The organism is Streptomyces sp. NPDC000134, from assembly GCF_042899225.1.
Taxonomy (GTDB): domain Bacteria; phylum Actinomycetota; class Actinomycetes; order Streptomycetales; family Streptomycetaceae; genus Streptomyces.
The window spans coordinates 292,100-309,251 of the sequence record NZ_JBIAZN010000003.1 but is presented as its reverse complement, the minus strand read 5'-3'; the positions used below and the strand labels follow the sequence as shown (position 1 = coordinate 309,251).

The following is a 17,152-nucleotide window of genomic DNA, read 5'->3' as shown; positions in this document are numbered from 1 at the left end:
CTCACCGGAGCAGGTACGGCATGTTGACGGTGACCGCCCCGGTGGGGCAGCGGGCGGCGCACGGGCCGCAGTACCAGCACTCGTCGACGTGCATGTACGCCTTGCCGCTGCTGTCGTCGATGGCCAGGGAGTCCAGCGGGCACATGTCCACACAGAGGGTGCAGCCGTCGATGCACTTCGACTCGTCGATGGTCACGGGCACGTCGGCCCGCTGGGGCGCCAAGGGCATGGCTGTCTCCAGGGAGGTGCGCGAGGAAGAGGGTCAGAGGGACCGGTGCAGCAGACCGCTCATCGCGATGCGGTCGCCGCGGAAGCGGATGAACTCCAGGTCGACGGGCCGGCCGTCCGCGAGGTGGGTGAGCCGTTCCAGCATCAGGACGGCCGCGCCGCGCGGGGCCTGGAGTACGGCGGCGGAGTGGGCGTCCGCGGTGACGGCCTCCAGGGTGATCTCGGCGTGGCCGAGCGGCCGGCCGGTGACGGACTCCAGGAGGCGGAAGACGTCGGTGTTCTCCAGGTCGGCGCCGAGCAGTTCGGTGCCGATGTCGAGCGGGACGTAGGTGAGGTCGAGGGAGAGGGGGAGGCCGTTGAGGCGGCGCAGCCGCTCGATGTAGAGGACGTCGCTGCCGGGGGCGAGGCGGAGGCGTTCCGCGACCGGGGCGGGCGCCGGGACGGGGACCGTGGTGCGGACCTCGTTGGTGACCCGGCCGTGCTCGTGCAGGGTCTCCGCCAGGCCCATCAGCCGGTCCAGGCCGTGCGGGTACTTGCGGGCGACGACGACCGTGCCGACGCCGGGCTGCCGGGCCACGAGCCCTTCGGCGCGCAGCAGGTCCAGTGCCTCGCGCACGGTGTTGCGGGAGGCGCGGTAGTCGGCGGCGAGGGTGTCCTCGTGGGGGAGCGTGCCGCCGGGATACGCGTCGGTGAGGAGCTGGTGGCGGAGCAGGTCGGCGAGCTGCCGGGCCCGGTCGGCGCGCAGCCTGCGGTGCGCGCGGTGGGCGGCGACGGTGGTCGCGCCCTGTCCGGCGTGGTCGCGGAGGCGGTCGGCGGGTGGCATGTGCGGAACCCTAGCTTTTCGGTAGGGAAAGTGGTGTTGCCGCAGTGTTGCGCCACCCGGTGCTCCGCTGGTCATGGCCCTGAGCTGGGGTTTCGGGGCGGGCGGGGTCGGTTCCGCCACCGCGGGCCACCGGCGGGGGTGGTGGGGGTGGGGAGGTGGCGGAGGCGGCGGCGTCGGTACGGGACGGACGTCGCCGGAGGGTGCCGGCACCGGGCCGACAGAGCACCACCGTCGGGTCCGAGCCGCCAGGACAGCCGTCAGGGCCGCCAGGACCGAGCGAGAGCCGCACGGTCAGGCCCGTCAGGACGGAGCCGTCAGGACGGAGCCGTCAGGACAGAGCCGTCAGACCGGGTGCGAAGACGATGAGGAGCGGGAGGAGGGGGACGAGGGCGGCCGTCGCGGTGGTGAGGGCACGGTGGCGGGGGCCCAGGCGGGGCTGCGGCTCCAGGAGGCGGTCGACGCGTTCGCCGAGGAGGCGGTGGCTGGACGCGCAGGACAGGACGCCCCGGTGCTGGTTCAGCTCGATCAGGGCGAGGGCCGTGGTCAGGTGGCCGCAGCGCCGGGAGGCGGTGTCGTCGGCGGCGAGTTCCACCAGGCGGTGGGTCTGGTCGCAGAAGTGGGCGAAGAGCGGGATACGGGGGAAGCCGGTGGCCAGTGCGGTGGACAGGTGCAGCAGCCAGTCGTGGCGGGCGCGGGCGTGGCCGCGCTCGTGGGTGAGGACGGCGTCGAGCTGGTGGTCGGTGAGGCGGTGCAGGGCGCCGGTGGTGACGACGAGCTGGGGCGGGCTGCCCGGCATCCACCAGGCGTCCGGGTACTCGTCCTCCAGGACCAGCAGCGGGCCCCGGGCGGCGGGCAGCCCGGCGGGCAGGTCCGGGGCGCGTTCGCGCAGGTGGGTCCGGGCCTGGCTGCGGCGCCGGCGGGCCTCGACCAGCTCCCGGGCGAGCATGGCGGTGGTCCAGGCGGCACCGCAGGCCAGCAGCAGGGTGAGGACCGCCGCCCAGGGCGGACCGGCGGAGAGGTTGTACGCGGCGGTCACCGCGGGCGGCGCCGGGGCGAACAACTGGGCGCGGACGGTGCCGAAGACGGCGGCGGCGCCGAGCGCCAGGGCCGTCAGACAGCACAGCAGCACCGTGGCGACCAGGCACTGCCACACCCACAGCCCCACGACCGGGTCCCGTTCCGGCCAACCGGCCCGGGTCAGCGCGCGGGGCACCGGCACGGCGGCGGTCAGGGCGACGACGCTCAGCAGGAGCAGGCAGACGGTCATGCCACGGGCTCCGGTTCCTGGTCGGAAGGCGGCTCGGCTCTGGGGCGTACGGGCGGGCGGGTGTGCCGCGCACACCGCCCGCCGCCAGTATGACGCCGCCGGGCGGTCCGAGTCAGGTGCCGGAGCCCGTCGGATACGGCACATTCGGCGCCGCCCCGGGACGGCGGCCGCCGGGATGTCAGCCCGCGACCACCCGGCCCGTCACGTCGCCGAGTCCCACCCGGGTGCCGTCCGGGCCGGGTGCCCAGGCGGAGAGGGTCACCTCGTCGCCGTCCTCCAGGAACGTCCGCCGGCCGCCCGGGAGTTCGAGGGGGTCGCGGCCGTTCCAGGTCAGCTCCAGCAGGGACCCGCGCTCCCGCTCGGTGGGACCGCTCACGGTGCCCGAGCCGTACAGGTCGCCGGTGCGCAGGGAGGCGCCGTTGACGGTCAGGTGGGCCAACTGCTGGGCGGCCGTCCAGTACATGGTGGAGAAGGGCGGCTCGGAGACGACATGACCGTTGACGGCGACGGAGATCCGCAGGTCGTAACCGCCGGGCTCCTCCTTGGAGTCGTCCAGGTACGGCAGCAGCCCGTGGGTCCGCTCCGGGGGCGCGACCCGCGCGTCCTCCAGGGCGTCCAGCGGGGTGATCCACGCGGAGACGGACGTGGCGAAGGACTTGCCGAGGAACGGGCCGAGGGGGACGTACTCCCAGGACTGGATGTCCCGCGCCGACCAGTCGTTGAGCAGGCACAGGCCGAACACGTGCTCGCGCCAGTCGGCGAGCGCCACCGGCCGGCCGAGCCCGGAGGGCACACCGACGACGAAGCCGACCTCGGCCTCGATGTCCAGCTTGGCGGAGGGCCCGAAGACGGGCGCGGCGTCGGCGGGCGCCTTGCGCTGCCCCGAGGGGCGCACGACGTCCGTGCCGGAGACCACCACCGTGCCGGAGCGGCCGTGGTAGCCGATCGGGAGGTGCTTCCAGTTCGGCGTCAGGGAGTCGGCGGCGTCGGGGCGGAAGATCCGGCCGACGTTCCGGGCGTGGTTCTCGGACGCGTAGAAGTCGACGTAGTCGGCGACCTCGAAGGGCAGGTGCAGGATGACCGAGGACAGGGGGCGGAACAGCGGTTCGAGGGTCGCCCGGTGGGAGGGGACCGTCACCCAGGCCGTCAGCGCGCGCCGGACGTCGGACCAGGCGGTGCGGCCGGCCGCCAGCAGCGGGTTGAGGCTCTCCCGCGCGAGCAGGGAGGCGTACGGCGATCCGAGCGCGTGGGCCGCCGCGCCGGCGTCGAGGACGTGGTCGCCGAGCCGGACGCCCACCCTCCGTTCCGACGAGCCGGGGTGTGAGAACACGCCGTACGGGAGGTTGTGCGGGCCGAAGGGGTCGCCCTCGGGGACATCGAAGGGGGGCATCGGGTGCTGCCTCGCTTTCGTGCTCGCCGGGGGCGCGGACGCGCCTCCCGGGCCACGCGTTCCATGGCCGGGCCACACGTTACGGCCGCCATGGCGGTCTTGGGCAGAGCACGCGGCGGTGGGACGGGCGGGACGGGACGCGACGGAAGGGGCCGGCGGGCCCGTCCGCCGGGGCGGGGCGGCGGGTGGCTCTCCGCTTCCGCTTGTGCGCGGAAGGTTGTCCACAGGCCGATCGGCAATCTTGACGGAGCGGTGCGAACAGGGAGAGTCTGGGCGGGTGCCGGAAGGCCTCGGGGAGGGGGTTCTCCCATGGCACTCAGGGGGGCGGATGGCCATCGGGGAGGCCGGTCCGGGTTCGGCGGGGTCCGCTTCGCGGCCGGCACGGCCGGAAGAGACCATGCGTGAGCGACTCGGCCGGGAATGCGTGTACGTACCGTCATGCCGGTTCGGCCTGTACGCGGCGCTGCGGCACTGGTGCCCGCCGGGCGGCCGGGTGCTGATGTCGCCGGTCACCGACGACGTCATCCTCTTCGTCGTGCTCGCGGCCGGCCTGCGGCCCGTGCAGGCGCCGCTGAACCCGTGGGACGCGTCCATCGACATCGACGCCGTCCCCGAGGAGACCTGGGGCTCCCTCTCCGCCGTCCTGACGACCAACCTGTACGGGAACCCGGACCCGGCACCCGGACTGCGGGCGCGCTGCGACGCGTTGGGCATCCCGCTGCTGGAGGACGCGGCGCACGCCATCGGCGGCGAGGTCGGCGGCCGGCCGGTCGGGGCCTGGGGCGACGCCTCCGCTTTCAGCCTGTCCAAGCACGTCGGCGCCCGGACCGGGGGCATCCTCGCCGTGGCCGACCCCGCACTGCGCGACACCCTGGCCGCGTCCTGCGAGGCACTCCTCGCCCCGCGCCGGACCACGGCCGAACTCGCCTACGCGGTGAGGCCGTACGCGGAGGCGGTGGTACGGGGCCTGCGACTGCGGCGGGCCGCCTGGGCGACCCTGCGGCTGCTGGGCCTGGCGGACCGCGAGGAGATCCGGATGCCGCTGCGCCCGCGCGAACTGGCCCGTGCGGTAGCCGCCGCCCCGGACCTCACCGCGCACGACCCCTGGGTACGGGTCGACATGCACGACTACCGGCTGCGCTCGGGCCGGTTCCGGCTCGGCCGCGTCAGCCGCCGGCTCGGTCACCTGGACGAGACCCTCGCCGCCTGCCGCGCCGGTACGGAGCTGCTCCAGGCCACGCGCTGGGCGGGGCCCCGGCCGCCGGGGCGCACCCGGCCGCTGTTCCGGGTGCCGCTGCTGGTCGCGGACCGGGAGGCGGCGTCCCGGGCCCTGGCCCGCCGGGGCCTCATCGTCGGATACCTGTACGACCCGCCGCTGGACGACTACGCGGGCGCGGAGTTCACCGACCCCTCGCCCGCGCCCGAGGGGGCACGCTGGTTCGCGCGGCACGCGCTGCCCGTCGACCCGCTGCGCGCCCGTACGGCGATCCGGGCCCTGGAGGAGTCCGGCGCGGAGCCCGCCGGGCCACCGGCGGCCCCGCACCGGCCGGTCCGGGCACGGCGCGAAGGGCCGGGTCCGTCGGGTGGCTGAGACGCGGGTGCGGGAGGGCACCGAGGGGCGCGCCGACGACGGCGGCCGGCGGTCGGCGGACGGACCCGGCTCCGACTCGCTGTTCAAGAACGCCTACTTCCTCATGCTCAGCACCGGCGTCTCCGCCGTCCTCGGCCTCGGCTTCTGGCTGGTGGCCGCCCGTTACTACGCGGAGGACGCCGTCGGGCAGGGCTCCGCGGCGATCGCGGCGATGCGGCTGCTGGCCAGCATCACGGCGACGACGATGATCGGCGCCGTGGTCCGCTTCGTCCCCCGGGCCGGCCGCGCGACCGGGGCCCTGGTGCGGCGGGTGTACGCGGCCAGTTCCGTGGTCGTGGCCGCTGCTGCCGGGATCTTCCTGCTCACCCTGGACCGCTGGGGGTCGTCGTACGCGCCGCTGGGCGCCCCGGCGGCGGGGGCGCTGTTCGTCGCGGCGTGCGTGGCGTGGGCGCTGCTCACCCTCCAGGACGGGGTGCTGACCGGCCTGCGCAAGGCCGAGTGGGTACCGGTCGGCAACGCGGTGTTCTCGGTCGGCAAACTCGTCCTGCTCGCGGTCTTCGCCACCGTGCTGCCCGTCCTCGGCATCTTCGTCTCCTGGGCCGTGGCCATCGCCTTCTCCACCCTGCCGCTCGGCTGGCTGGTCTTCCGCAGACTGATCCCCCGCCAGGCCGCCCGGGACCGCGACGTGGAGCCCCCCGAGGCCCGCGAGATGGGCCGCTTCCTGGCCGGGGACTCGCTGGGCGCGCTGTTCAGCCTGGCGATGATCAACCTGCTGCCGGTGATGGTCGCCGTGAACTTCACCGCCGCCGAGAACGGCTACTTCTACGTGGCGTACACCGTCGGCGGCACGATGGAGTTCATGGCCATCAACATGGCCTCCTCGCTCACCGCGCACGCCTCGCACGACCCCCGCCGCCTCGCCGACGGCGTCCGGGGGGCGCTGCGCCGCATGACGCTGCTGCTGGTCCCGGTGGTCCTCGTCCTGGTGCTCTTCGCCCCGCGGATACTCGCCCCGTTCGACGAGGACTACGCCACGCACGGCTCGACGGTGCTGCGGCTGCTCGCGCTCGGCGCGCTGCCCAGGATCGTCGTCGAGCTGTACATCGGGGTGCTGCGGGTCCAGGGCCGCACCGGGGTGCTCGCCGCCGTCCAGGGCGCCATGTGCGCGCTGGTGCTGAGCGGCGCCGGCCTGCTGTTCGGCCCGGCCGGGATCGCGGGCGCCGGCTGGGCGGTGCTGGGCGGCATGACACTGGTCGCCGCCGGCTGCGTCCCCGGCCTGCGCGCGGCACTGCGGGGCCCGAGCGAGCCCGGCGCCGGGACGTCGGGCGGCGGCGGGCGGACCGGCGCCGACGCCTACGGCACCCGCTGGGCCCGGCTGAACGCCACCGCCGGCTACGGCACCAACTGGGCCCGCCGGGCCGCGTACGAACGGGGACCCTCCGGCGGACGGCCGCACGACCGGGTGTACGGACCGGACGGACGAGCCGGACCGGACGGACCGGACGGACGAGCCGGACCGGACGGACCGGACGGACCGGACGGACCGGACGGACCGGACGAGGACACCGTCGCGCTGTTCATCGGGCGGCCCGGGTACGAACGGGAGGCGCTGGAGGCGGACACCCTCGCGGTGATCGTCCGCCCGCGGCGGTCCGACGGCCCGGCCGCCGCGCCGGCCGCCCCGGCCGCGACGGACCGGGCCGGGCCGGTCCGGGGGGAGCCGCGGGAGCGCCGCCTGAGGATCGGCCTGTGGGCGGTGCTCACGGTCGCCACCGTGGTGTTCTGGACGGCGGTCACCGGGCTGCCCTGGCCGGACGGGACGCCCGACGCCGTACTCACCGGCCGTACGCTGCTGGAGGGGCTGCCGCCCGCCGCGCTCGTCGCCGGGGGAGTCCTGCTGGTGGTGTTCGTCGCGGCGGTGACCCTCTGCGTCCGGCCCGAGCCCTGGCTGCCCGGCGCCGCGCTGGGCTCCGCCCTGACCGCCCTGTACGCGGCACCTGTCGCCGTCGGCCGGGAACCACGGCCGGTGGGCGGGGCGTTGTACTCGCGGACGGGCGGCTTTCTCGCGGAGGCGGTCGGGCTCGGCGGCCCCGACGCGTTGCTGCGGTGGGCGCCGGCCGTCCTGCAGTTGCTGTGCCTCGTGCCGCTGTGGCTGCTGCTCGCGCACGCGGGCGACCGGGTGCCGTGGCCGGGTCGCTGGGCGGTCCTGTATCTCGCGGCGGTGGGCGGCTGGGTGTGGCAGCAGGCGCTCGCGCCGGTCGCCCCGCCCCTCTTCCTGCTGCTCGCCCTGCTCGCCCTGCTGCTGCCACGCCGCCCCGCACCGGCACCCGGGCCCCCGCGCCGCACCCGACCCGGCACCGGACCGCACCCCGGCACAGGCACAGGCACCGGCACCGGACCGCACCCCGGCACCGGTGACGCGTCGGAGCGCAGATCCGGTGACAGACCCGGCGACAGATCCAGGCACTGATCGAGCACAAGCCGAACGGCAGGGGGGAACGGTCGTGCGTCCGCCAGCAACTCCACGGGAGAGAGCCGCGCCAGAGCCCGGCCCCGGGCAGCAGTTCCCGGCGACGGAGGAACCGATCACGGCGGACGGAGAGCTGAGCATGCCGGGGCCCTGGTACGGGCGTGTCGTCCCGCTGCTCCCGCTGCTGGTCGCGCTCGTGCTGTGGGCGTACGCGCTGCGCCACACCGATGTCTCCGACCTGGACGACTTCGGCCTGGTCAGCGCGCTGCACCCGACCTTCTGGGCCGGGCTCGTCACACTGACGGCGGGATTCTGGTTCACCGTCCGCGACCCGCGGCGCCGGCAGGGCTGGTCGCTGGCGTACGTCATCGGGCTGCTGCTGATGGAGCGGGCCACCCAGGCGCTGGTGTACCCGACCCCGCTGTACGCCTGGGCGTGGAAGCACGACGCGGTCGTCGACCACCTGCTGACCCACGGCGGACTCCGGACCGAGGCGCAACTCGGTGACCTGGCCGTCTACGACCAGTGGCCGGGCTTCTTCGCCGCCCAGGCGGCGCTGGTGCGGCTGCTCGGCGTGGACGGCACGGCGGTGTACATGGCCTGGTGGCCGCTGGTCTCCAGCCTGATGCTGCTGCTCCCGCTGCTGCTGGTCTACCGCACGTTCACCACGGACCGGCGGATGATCTGGACGGCGGTCTGGCTGTTCTACGCCGCCAACTGGGTGGGCCAGGACTACTTCTCACCGCAGTCCGTCGCCTTCGTACTGCACGTGGGCGTGCTGGCCGTCGTCCTGCGCCGGTACGGCGGGCGGCGCGGCGGACCCGGGCCGCACCGGCCGTTGGTCTGGACGGTGCTGCTGACCCTGCTGGTCACGACCATCGTCGTCTCGCACCAACTGACGCCCGGCATGCTGGTCGTCTCCCTGCTCGCGCTGTGCCTGACCCGCCGCTACCGGGACTGGGCACCGGTGGCCACGGCGGTCGTGGTCTTCCTGGCGTGGTGTCTCACGGCGGCGCTGCCCTTCCTGTCCGCCGCGATGCCCGACATGATCCGTTCCGTCGGCGATGTCGGCGGCAACGTCGAGGCGGGGTACGGGACCACGCCGACCGGCACCGGGGCGGTCGCGTCCTCCTGGGCGGCCCGGCTGCTGTCGGGGTCCGTACTGCTGCTCGCGGCGCTCGGTGCGCTGCGCCAACCGGTGCTGCGGTACCGGGCGATGCCGTTGCTGCTGGTCGCGGCGGCCCCGCTGCCGATGTTCGTGGCGAGCAGCTACGGCAGCGAGATGATCTTCCGGGTGCTGATGTTCATGCTGCCCGGCGCGGCCTTCTTCGCCGCCGCCGCGCTGCTGCCCAAGGTACGCACCCTGGCCGCCGACCTCGCCGGCCTCGCCGCCCGGGAGGCCGCCACACGCCGTCCGGGCGCCCCGGCCCGGCCGACCACCGCGCCCCGGCCCGCCCGGTCCCTGCCGGCGCGGCTCCGGCTCGGTGTCTGGGTGCCGCTGCTCGCGCTGCTCGCCGGGGTGCTCGTGTTCGTGCCGGCCTACTCCGGCAAGGACCGCATCAGCTACTTCCCGCCGCAGGAAGTCGCCCTGGTCCGGCACCTGTTCGACCAGGCGCCCGACGGCTCCCTCGTCGTCGCCGCCAACCGGAACTATCCGCTTGCCTACGACGCGTACTGGAGGGTCGACCACTACTGGTTCCTCGACGACGGCCGCGCTCACGTCGACCGGATCGTGCGCGACCCGGCCGCCACCCTGGCCCGGGACATGGCCGGCGTCGAACCGCCCGGCCGCGCCTACCTGCTGCTCACCCGGGGCCAGGTGGCCGACTCGGAGATGAACGGCCAGCTCGGCGCGGCCCAGTTGGACCGCATCCGGGGATCGGTGGCCGCCTCACCGAGTTTCCGGCTGGTCGACGAGAACGACGCCGGGGTGCTCTACGTCCTGAGACCGGCGGACTGATGAGGGGGAGCCGACCGATGACACCGCAGGACCTCGTGATCCGGATGCTGCCCCCGTTCGGCGGCTGGCTGGCGCTGGCCGCCCTCGCCCTGCCCGGCGGTGCACCGCTGCGCGGCGCGGCGGTCGTCGCCTTCCTGGCCGCCGGACCCGGCGCCGCGCTGGTCGCGGTCTGCGGCCCGGCACTGCGGTCGCGGCCCGCCGAGGGCCCGGTCGACCGCCGGGACACGGAGTTCGAGCGCCGGTCGGACCTGCTGGAACGGATGACGCTGGCCCTGCTGCTGAGCATCTGCGCCGTCATGCTGGTCTCGACGGTGCTGATCGCCACGCATGCCTTCAGCGGCGAGCGGGTGCTGCTGATCCTCACGCTGCTGACCACGCTCGCCGCGTTCTGCCCGCGCCTGCGCGCGTCCCCGGCGCGGAGGACGAGGCCGAGGACATGGACCCGGACCCGAACCCGGACACAGACACAGACACAGACACAGACACGAAAGGGCCCCGCGCTGTGAAAGCGCCCCACCCGGTCCGCCGCCCCGCACGGCGCGCCCCCGGCCGGTACCGTCTGACGGCCACCTCCGTCGCCGTCACCTGCGCGGTACTGATCGCCGTGCTCGCCCTCCGCGACGCCGGCGGACCGGACGGAGACGGGGGCGGCGCGGCGCGGCCGTCCGGGCAGGCCGGGAAGTGCCGCCCGACCGCGCTGCTGGAACCGCCCTGCGGCGCCTGGTTCGGGGCGTTCGTCCCGCACGACAGTGACGACCTGGCCGAGAAGGTCCACGACTACGAGCGGCGCCTCGGCCGCAGGCTCGACATCGTGTACACGTACCACGACATGTCCGCGGTCACGGATACGCGGCTGGAGGGCCAACTCCTGACCGAGCAGGAACAGCGCGTCGGCGAGGACCGGATGCTGCTGCTGTCCTGGGAGAGCAAATGGTGGGGCGGCACCGAGCGGCAGCAGCCGACCTGGAGACGGATCGCCGACGGGGAGCTGGACGACTCGGTGATCGACGTCCAGGCCGAGCGGATCAAGGAGTACGGACAGCGCACCGGCAAGAAGGTCTTCCTCTCCTTCGACCTGGAGATGGACACCCGCACCCCGGACGCCGGCACCCCCGAGGAGTACGTCCGCGCCTACCGGCACGTCCACGACCGGTTCCGTGAGCTGGGCGTCGGCAACGTGGTGTGGACGTGGATCACCACCGGCTACCTGCGCCACGCCGACCTGATGCGGCGCATGTATCCCGGCGACGGGTACGTCGACTGGATCGGCTACAACCAGTACAACTACTACCTCTGCCACCGGGCGGACTGGCTGAGCTTCGCGCGGACCCAGACCGCCACCCACGACTGGGTCCGCGCGCACATATCCGACGACAAGCCGCTGATGCTCTCGGAGTTCGGCAGCGCCGCCGACCCGGACCGGCCGGACCGGCAGGCCGACTGGTACGCGGGGGTGGTCCCGGTCCTCAAGCGACTGGACGGCGTCAAGGCCGCGCTCCAGTGGAACCACCGGGACCCCGGACCGCACTGCGACCTGTCCGTGGCCAACGACGCGGCGTGGGCGAGTCTGCGCAAGACGGCCGCCGACCCGTACCTCAACCAGCGGCGGGAGTAGCCCGGTTCAGCCCGCGAACTCGGGCCCCCGCAGCAGGGCGCGGCCCCGCCGGTGCCAGCGCCAGGCGACCGTCTTCGGACCGTCCCGGAAGGGGGCGACCCGGGCGCCCTCGCCCGCCAGCCAGGCCCGGACGTCGGCGACGGTGTGCCCGCGCCGGACGATGAGCCGGGCGATGCGGTACCGCTCGTCGCTCCCGGAGCTGAGCGCGTGCCGCACCGCGGTCGCCGTCTCGTAACCGGCGCGGGCCGACATCGCCCGGACCCGGGCGCTGTTGTAGCCGTGCGGATAGGCGAGGTGGCGGACCGGGTGGCCGAGGGCGTCCTCCAGTACGGCCTTGGAGGTACGCAGCTCGGCCGCCAGCGCCTTGGCGGACAGGGTGTCCAACTGGGCGTGGGTGACGGTGTGGCTGCCGACCTCCACGCCGAGGGCCTCCAGGCCGGTCACCTGGCCCAGGGTCATCATCGGGGCGGGCGGCAGCAGGCTGTGTCCGCCCGGTGCGAGGGCGCCGGTGGTGAGGTAGGCGGTGGCGGGCAGCGCGCGGGCGGCGAGCGTCTCCGCCGTGCGGCCCGGCAGGTCGGCGAACCCGTCGTCGAAGGTGAGCAGCACCGGCCGGGGCGGCAGCGGGGCGCGCCCGGCGAGGTGGTCGGCGAGGGCGCTGATCGTGACGGGAGTACGGCCGCTGTCGGCGATCGCGTCCAGATGCGCGGCGAACCGCCGGGGGCTGACGGTGAACTCGGCGATCCAGGACGGCGGTTCGTCCATCACGGCGTGGTAGAGGAGCACGGGGACGCACGCGCACCGCCCGGTTCGCGCGCCGTCGGCTCTCGCACCCTCGCTCACCGCGCCTCCAGCCCGGACCCGCTGGTGCGCAGCGCGTGGCGGGCGCGCAGATACCCGATCGGGCCGTACAGCATCCCCCGGCGTTGCAGCCTGGACAGCCGCCGCGGCCAGGCATGGGTCCGGGCATCGTGCCCACCCGGAACACCGACCGTCACGCCCCCCGGAACACCAGCCACCACGCCCCTCGAACCCTCACCCGACCCCCCACCCGGCGCCCGACCCGACGCCACCTCCGACCCCCGTGCCCCCGCCCCCCGCACCGCCGTCAGCGCGCGGGCGTGGGCCAGGCCGCGGGGCAGGCGCGCGAGGAACGCCGGCAGCAGGGCGGGGCGGTTGACGAGGGTCGCGGTGAGGTAGGCGGTGAGGCCGGCGCCGTAGCCGTACGCCTGGGTCTCCAGGTCCCGCCAGGTCTCCCGGTGGTGGTGCCAGACGAGAGCCAGCGGCGTGTAGTGCAGCCGGTGCCCCTGGGCGAGGACCCGGACGAAGCCGTACAGGTCGTCGCCGCCCCGGGCGCGCGTACCCGCGCCGGTGGCCGGGTCGAAGCCGCCGACCGTCCGCAGTACGGCCGTACGGAAGGCCATGTTGGCGCCCGAGCCGAACCGGCCCGCGGTGAACGGGAACAGCGGCTCGTCGGCGGGCGGGTCACCGGGGTCGTACGTCCGTGGGGTGAAGCCCTTCGCGAAGCCGCCGTGGCTCTCCAGCAGGACCTGGGCCGGGGTGCGCAGCCGCGCGGGCAGGATCAGGCCGGTGACGCAGCCGAGGCCGGGGTCGGCGGCGAAGGGCGTGGTCAGTTCGGTGAGCCAGCGGGGGTCGGCGATCACGTCGTCGTCGGTGAAGGCGACGGTGTCGCCGCGCACGACGGCGAGCCCCCGGTTGTGGGCGGCGGCGAGTCCGGGCACGGGTTCGAGGACGTAACGGACCCGTTCGCCGTACTTCCGTCCGATGAGGTCTCGGGTCCCGGTGGTCACCGGAGCGTTGTCCACGACGACGATCTCGAAGTCCGGATGGTCCTGGACGAGCAACGAGTCCAGGGCGCGCGCCAGTTGCCCGGCCCGCTCCCGGGTCGCGACGACCACGCTGACGGACGGCGGCACGAGCCCTCCACCCCGCTCACCAGGGCTTGAAGCCGCTCCCGGGCCCCCGCCGCCCGGCACACCCCCCGCCGAAGACACCTCCGTCGAAGACACCCCCACCGAGGACACTCCGGCCGATGACGCCCCCACCCCCCGAGCCGCCCCGGCCAGCACCTCCACCGGGTCCGCGCCCTCCGGCACCCGGCCCACGAACGTCCCGACCGGCCGCCCCGCCCGCCTGACCAGCACGAACACCTCACCCGAGGTCACGGGCGGGCTCCCCGGCCCCGGTCGGAGCGTCGCCCCGGGGGCGTCCCCCGCCCCGAGTTCCAGCTCGGCCACCTGCACCGGCCCGATGCGCAGGAAGTCCGCCACCTCCCGCGCCGCCCGCTGCCGCGCCCGTACCACCCCGGACATACGCCTCTCCCTCGCTGAATTCCCGTCGGCCCGAGCCCGCCCCCGCGCAGTCACCCCCACCCGACCTCCCCCGCCCTCACCCCCGCCGCAGCCGCCCCGCCCCCCTGAGTGTCCGTGCCGCCGCCGACGCCAGGTGTGGCCGGGCGCGTACGAAACCGTGCGCCCGGCGCATCGGCTCGCGGCCCAGCCAGTGCAGTGCGGCGCCCGCCCCCGGGCGCGTCACCGCGCCCTCGTACACGGTCAGCTCGCCCGTCTTCAGCGAGTCCTTGTACTCGGCCGTCCCGCGCCCCATGTCCAGCAGCCCGATGCCCTCCGCGGCGGCGGCCTCGGCCATCCGCAGATGCAGCACCAGCCCCGGTGAGTACTTCGCGTACCGCGGGTCGTACGCCGGGAACCAGCAGGCCAGGACGGTCGCCGAGCGCAGCCCGAAGTGGGCGGCGACCGGCCGGCCGCCGGCGTAGAGCACGGAGAGCGTGCCCGCGCACTCCGGCGCCCGGGTCCCGGCGAGCCCGTGCACCAGCCGGACGATCCACTCCTGGGCGAACCGGTCCCGGCGCCCGGTCCTGCGGTACTGCGCCGACTTCCACGCCATGAGGGTGCGCAGCGCGGCCGGGTCGCGCTCGTCGAACACGAACCGCACGTCCCCGACCTGGCGGCCGAGCCGCCGCTCCTTGGCCAGCGTCGTCTTCAGGAACTTCGGCGACCGGACGCGCAGCGCCCGCGCGTACGCCGCGTAGCCCTGGGCGAGGTCGACGACGTGCGCGGCGTGCCGCTCGGCGGCGTACGGCGTGAGGACGGCCTGGTCCTCCTCCAGGTTGTCGAAGGCGAAGCCGGACAGCGCGCAGGCCCGCAGCAGTGCGCGGGCGTCGGGCGCGGGCCCCTGGCGCAGGACCGCGCCCTGGCGGTCCGAGACGCCGAGGCCGATCGCCCGGCCCTGGCCCAGCGGTCCCCGCTCGAACGGCAGGAAACCGGCGGTCTCACCGCCCTCGTGAAGCACCGCCACCCGGGCCGCCGGCCGGACCCGGCCCACGGCGACGGCGAACTCCGGTTCCATGAAGGGACTGCGCGGCGACTGCGACTTGGCGCGCAGTTCCCGCCAGTGCTCCCGGTCCCCCTCGCCCAGCTCCTCCGGCCCCAGCACCCGAACGTGTCCGCCGTTCAACCCGACCCCCCGATCAAGTCCCCCTGGCCACAAGGAAGGTACCGTCCGGGGCGACAGTGCGGTAGGTAGCGGAGCATGTTGCCGCCAACCGGTGCACAGGGTTTCAACCGCCTTTACCCGCAGATGTGTCAGGTTTCGGGCAGACGCCACCGTCCGAACGGGTCCGGTACGAGCATGAGTCGGCGGGCCCGGGGGTCCGTATTCTCTGATCATGCAGCCCACCGCTTACGCACTCGTCGCCACCGACCTGGACGGGACGCTGCTCCGCGGCGACGACACCGTCTCCGACCGGTCGCTCGCCGCGCTCGCGCGGGCGGCGCGGGCCGGTGCGCGGCATCTGGTGGTGACCGGGCGGCCGGCGCCCCGGGTGCGGACCCTGCTGGGCGCCCTCGGCCGCGGGGGGCTCGCGGTGTGCGGGCAGGGCGCGCAGGTGTACGACGCCGGCGCGGACCGTCTGCTGTGGTCGGTCACCCTGGACCGGGAGCTGGCCGAGACCGCACTCGGCAAGATCGAGGCCGAGGTGGGCCAGGTGCACGCGGCCGTCGACCAGGACGGCGTGGACGGGCTGACGCTGATCGAGCCGGGCTATCTGATGCCGCACCCGGCGCTGCCCGCGGTCCGGGTCGGCCGGCGCGACGACCTGTGGGCGGCGCCGATCAGCAAGGTGCTGCTGCGCCACCCGGAGCTGTCCGACGACGAGTTGGCGGCGACGGCCCGCTCGGTGGTCGGTTCGCTGGCGACGGTCACCATGTCGGGGCCGGGGACGGTGGAGCTGCAGCCGTGCGGGGTGACCAAGGCGACCGGCCTGGCGCTGGCCGCGGAGAGGCTGGGGGCGGGCCCGGAGCGGACGATCGCCTTCGGGGACATGCCCAACGACATCCCCATGTTCCACTGGGCGGCCCACGGCGTCGCCATGGCCGACGCCCATCCGGAGCTGCGCGCGGTGGCCGACGAGGTCACCACGTCGAACGAGGACGACGGCGTGGCCGTCGTCCTCGAACGACTGTTTCCCTGAGGCGCGCGGCCGGGGCCGGTGAGCCTGGAAGGCGCCGGGGTCGGCAGGCCCCGAGGGCGCCGGGATCAGTAGGCGCCGAAGACGTTGTCCATGGAGCCGTACCGCTGGGCGGCGTAGTTGCAGGCCGCGGTGATGTTGGCGACCGGGTCGTACGGGTCCCAGGAGGTGCCCTCGACGTGGTACGCCCGGAAGGTCGGGTCGATCACCTGGAGCAGGCCCTTGGAGGGGGTGCCGTTGATGGCGTTGATGTCCCAGTTGTTGATCGCGAACTGGTTGCCGGACGACTCCCGCATGATGTTGCGGTAGATGCCGTCGTAGGAGCCCGGGATGCCCTTCTCGGCCATGATGTCGAGCGACTGGCGAATCCAGCCGTCGAGGCTGTTGCTGTAGCCGTTCGCCGCGGTCAGGGCGGCGGTGGTGACCGCGGTGGTGGACGTCTCGGCGGCCGGCGCGGCGGACGCGGAGGCGGCGCCGAGGACCGGCAGCGCGAGCACGGCGGCGCCGGTGCCGGCGAGGGCGAGCTTGCGGGCGAGACGGGTGGTCCCGGCGCGGTGCCGGAGGCCGAAAGCAGACATGGTGAGGTCCTCTCCTACGCCTGCGAGGTGAGCTGTCGGGTTCGGGCGGGAGGTGCCCGGCCGCGCCCTCACGGGCACGGCTTCACCCCGAGCCGCTCCGGTCCGGTGACCGGCGCGGCGGCTTACCTGGGTCCCCCGCTCCTGCCGTGCGTGAGTTGGTGGTCAATTGGGTGGGTCCGGGCGGTGGCAGGATTCGGCGTCCGCCCGACAGGCCGGGAACGTATGCGAGAGCACATGTCCGGAACAAGTGCTGGATTCACCCAACGTGCTAGTTGACCTTGGTCTGAGGCATTTGGGATGCTTGATCCTTTGCGACTGCCAAGCCTCAACTGGCTTGTGCGGCAACGGCAGGACGGGTGTCGCCGGGCGGCGGCGCGCGGGGGTGCCGGCGTGAGCCAACTCACTGGCCTCAACAAGCGCGGCAAATCGGGCAATAGGTCCAACTGTGGGTCAACTGCCCCCGACGTGCTTCCGGGTCCGGGAACCGGCGCGGGGCGGGCGGCCGGAGCGGGAACGGGGGTTTGCGTGTCGAATGGGTGACATTCCCGGGTCGCCGGACGTTGGGGAGGGTGGTGGGATCGTCCAGGGCTCCCCGGCGCCGCTGCGGCGCCGGCCGCTCGACGGTGTCGATTCATGTCCGCACATATCAACCGATCAAAAACATGCCGTTCATGATCCGATACCGACCAGCATGTAACGGTGGGCGCTATCGGCGATCGAAACGTG

Annotated in this window: 14 protein-coding genes and 1 riboswitch; of the genes, 6 read left to right on the top strand and 8 right to left on the bottom strand. The window is 74.5% G+C overall.

Annotation, left to right across the window (positions count from 1 at the left end; translation table 11 throughout):
- Position 1: 1 nt before the first annotated feature.
- From ACFY32_RS06225 to fahA, 4 genes are all read right to left on the bottom strand, one after another.
- A complete protein-coding gene (locus ACFY32_RS06225) occupies positions 2-229 on the bottom strand; it encodes a ferredoxin family protein (RefSeq protein ID WP_016437651.1) in 228 nt (75 codons plus the stop codon).
- Positions 230-262: 33 nt separating this feature from the next.
- A complete protein-coding gene (locus ACFY32_RS06220; protein WP_390673541.1) occupies positions 263-1,051 on the bottom strand; it encodes a GntR family transcriptional regulator in 789 nt (262 codons plus the stop codon).
- Positions 1,052-1,379: 328 nt separating this feature from the next.
- A complete protein-coding gene (locus tag ACFY32_RS06215) occupies positions 1,380-2,318 on the bottom strand; it encodes a M56 family metallopeptidase (protein ID WP_359189434.1) in 939 nt (312 codons plus the stop codon).
- 178 nt (positions 2,319-2,496) lie between these two features.
- On the bottom strand, positions 2,497-3,708 hold the full coding sequence (fahA, locus tag ACFY32_RS06210; protein WP_359189431.1) for a fumarylacetoacetase: 1,212 nt from the start codon (positions 3,706-3,708) through the stop codon (positions 2,497-2,499).
- A gap of 397 nt (positions 3,709-4,105) precedes the next feature.
- Here fahA and ACFY32_RS06205 point away from each other — a divergent pair, with 397 nt between their 5' ends.
- The 5 genes from ACFY32_RS06205 (at position 4,106) to ACFY32_RS06185 (ending at position 11,344) form a co-directional block, all read left to right on the top strand.
- Positions 4,106-5,299 (top strand): DegT/DnrJ/EryC1/StrS family aminotransferase, encoded by a 1,194-nt coding sequence (locus ACFY32_RS06205; protein WP_359189427.1) that lies wholly within the window; start codon positions 4,106-4,108, stop codon positions 5,297-5,299.
- The gene (locus ACFY32_RS06200) at positions 5,292-7,769 is read left to right on the top strand and encodes a lipopolysaccharide biosynthesis protein (RefSeq protein WP_390673540.1); all 2,478 of its coding nucleotides are present in this window, start codon (positions 5,292-5,294) and stop codon (positions 7,767-7,769) included. Before ACFY32_RS06205 ends, ACFY32_RS06200 begins: the two co-directional genes overlap by 8 nt.
- Before the next feature lie 139 nt (positions 7,770-7,908).
- A complete protein-coding gene (locus ACFY32_RS06195) occupies positions 7,909-9,729 on the top strand; it encodes a glycosyltransferase (RefSeq protein ID WP_390673539.1) in 1,821 nt (606 codons plus the stop codon).
- Positions 9,730-9,746: 17 nt separating this feature from the next.
- The gene (locus ACFY32_RS06190; RefSeq protein WP_390673538.1) at positions 9,747-10,235 is read left to right on the top strand and encodes a DUF1616 domain-containing protein; all 489 of its coding nucleotides are present in this window, start codon (positions 9,747-9,749) and stop codon (positions 10,233-10,235) included.
- Positions 10,232-11,344, top strand: coding sequence for a glycosyl hydrolase (locus ACFY32_RS06185; protein ID WP_390673537.1), 1,113 nt, complete (start codon positions 10,232-10,234; stop codon positions 11,342-11,344). The genes ACFY32_RS06190 and ACFY32_RS06185 overlap by 4 nt, the downstream gene beginning before the upstream one ends.
- Positions 11,345-11,350: 6 nt before the next feature.
- Here ACFY32_RS06185 and ACFY32_RS06180 read toward each other — a convergent pair whose 3' ends face one another.
- The 3 genes from ACFY32_RS06180 to ACFY32_RS06170 all read right to left on the bottom strand — a co-directional run bounded on the left by ACFY32_RS06180 (position 11,351) and on the right by ACFY32_RS06170 (position 14,815).
- Positions 11,351-12,106: a polysaccharide deacetylase family protein gene (locus tag ACFY32_RS06180; RefSeq protein ID WP_359189413.1), complete on the bottom strand. Its 756-nt coding sequence runs from the start codon at positions 12,104-12,106 to the stop codon at positions 11,351-11,353.
- Positions 12,107-12,180: 74 nt separating this feature from the next.
- Positions 12,181-13,674 carry a glycosyltransferase gene (locus tag ACFY32_RS06175; protein WP_390673536.1) on the bottom strand — a complete coding sequence of 498 codons (1,494 nt, stop codon included), beginning with the start codon at positions 13,672-13,674 and terminating at the stop codon, positions 12,181-12,183.
- 76 nt (positions 13,675-13,750) lie between these two features.
- Complete coding sequence (locus ACFY32_RS06170) at positions 13,751-14,815, bottom strand: GNAT family N-acetyltransferase (RefSeq protein WP_359189407.1); 1,065 nt, start codon at positions 14,813-14,815, stop codon at positions 13,751-13,753.
- A 232-nt stretch (positions 14,816-15,047) separates the two neighbouring features.
- On the opposite strand from ACFY32_RS06170, the gene ACFY32_RS06165 reads away from it, so the two are divergent.
- Entirely contained in the window at positions 15,048-15,851 is an 804-nt protein-coding gene (locus tag ACFY32_RS06165; RefSeq protein WP_359189404.1) for a Cof-type HAD-IIB family hydrolase, read from the top strand.
- A 65-nt stretch (positions 15,852-15,916) separates the two neighbouring features.
- Here ACFY32_RS06165 and ACFY32_RS06160 read toward each other — a convergent pair whose 3' ends face one another.
- Positions 15,917-16,426, bottom strand: a complete 510-nt coding sequence (locus tag ACFY32_RS06160) for a transglycosylase SLT domain-containing protein (RefSeq protein ID WP_390673535.1) — start codon at positions 16,424-16,426, stop codon at positions 15,917-15,919.
- A 4-nt stretch (positions 16,427-16,430) separates the two neighbouring features.
- A riboswitch (cyclic di-AMP (ydaO/yuaA leader) is annotated at positions 16,431-16,597 on the bottom strand.
- Positions 16,598-17,152: the final 555 nt, after the last annotated feature.

Excerpts from the sequence above, each read along its gene's own strand:
- ACFY32_RS06215 (WP_359189434.1), bottom strand. The coding sequence starts at position 2,318 with ATGACCGTCTGCCTGCTCCTGCTGAGCGTCGTCGCCCTGACCGCCGCC.
- ACFY32_RS06180 (WP_359189413.1), bottom strand. The coding sequence starts at position 12,106 with ATGGACGAACCGCCGTCCTGGATCGCCGAGTTCACCGTCAGCCCCCGG.
- ACFY32_RS06220 (WP_390673541.1), bottom strand. The coding sequence starts at position 1,051 with ATGCCACCCGCCGACCGCCTCCGCGACCACGCCGGACAGGGCGCGACC.
- fahA (WP_359189431.1), bottom strand. The coding sequence starts at position 3,708 with ATGCCCCCCTTCGATGTCCCCGAGGGCGACCCCTTCGGCCCGCACAAC.
- ACFY32_RS06225 (WP_016437651.1), bottom strand. The coding sequence starts at position 229 with ATGCCCTTGGCGCCCCAGCGGGCCGACGTGCCCGTGACCATCGACGAG.
- ACFY32_RS06160 (WP_390673535.1), bottom strand. The coding sequence starts at position 16,426 with ATGTCTGCTTTCGGCCTCCGGCACCGCGCCGGGACCACCCGTCTCGCC.
- ACFY32_RS06195 (WP_390673539.1), top strand. The coding sequence starts at position 7,909 with ATGCCGGGGCCCTGGTACGGGCGTGTCGTCCCGCTGCTCCCGCTGCTG.
- ACFY32_RS06205 (WP_359189427.1), top strand. The coding sequence starts at position 4,106 with ATGCGTGAGCGACTCGGCCGGGAATGCGTGTACGTACCGTCATGCCGG.
- ACFY32_RS06190 (WP_390673538.1), top strand. The coding sequence starts at position 9,747 with ATGACACCGCAGGACCTCGTGATCCGGATGCTGCCCCCGTTCGGCGGC.
- ACFY32_RS06165 (WP_359189404.1), top strand. The coding sequence starts at position 15,048 with ATGCAGCCCACCGCTTACGCACTCGTCGCCACCGACCTGGACGGGACG.
- ACFY32_RS06175 (WP_390673536.1), bottom strand. The coding sequence starts at position 13,674 with ATGTCCGGGGTGGTACGGGCGCGGCAGCGGGCGGCGCGGGAGGTGGCG.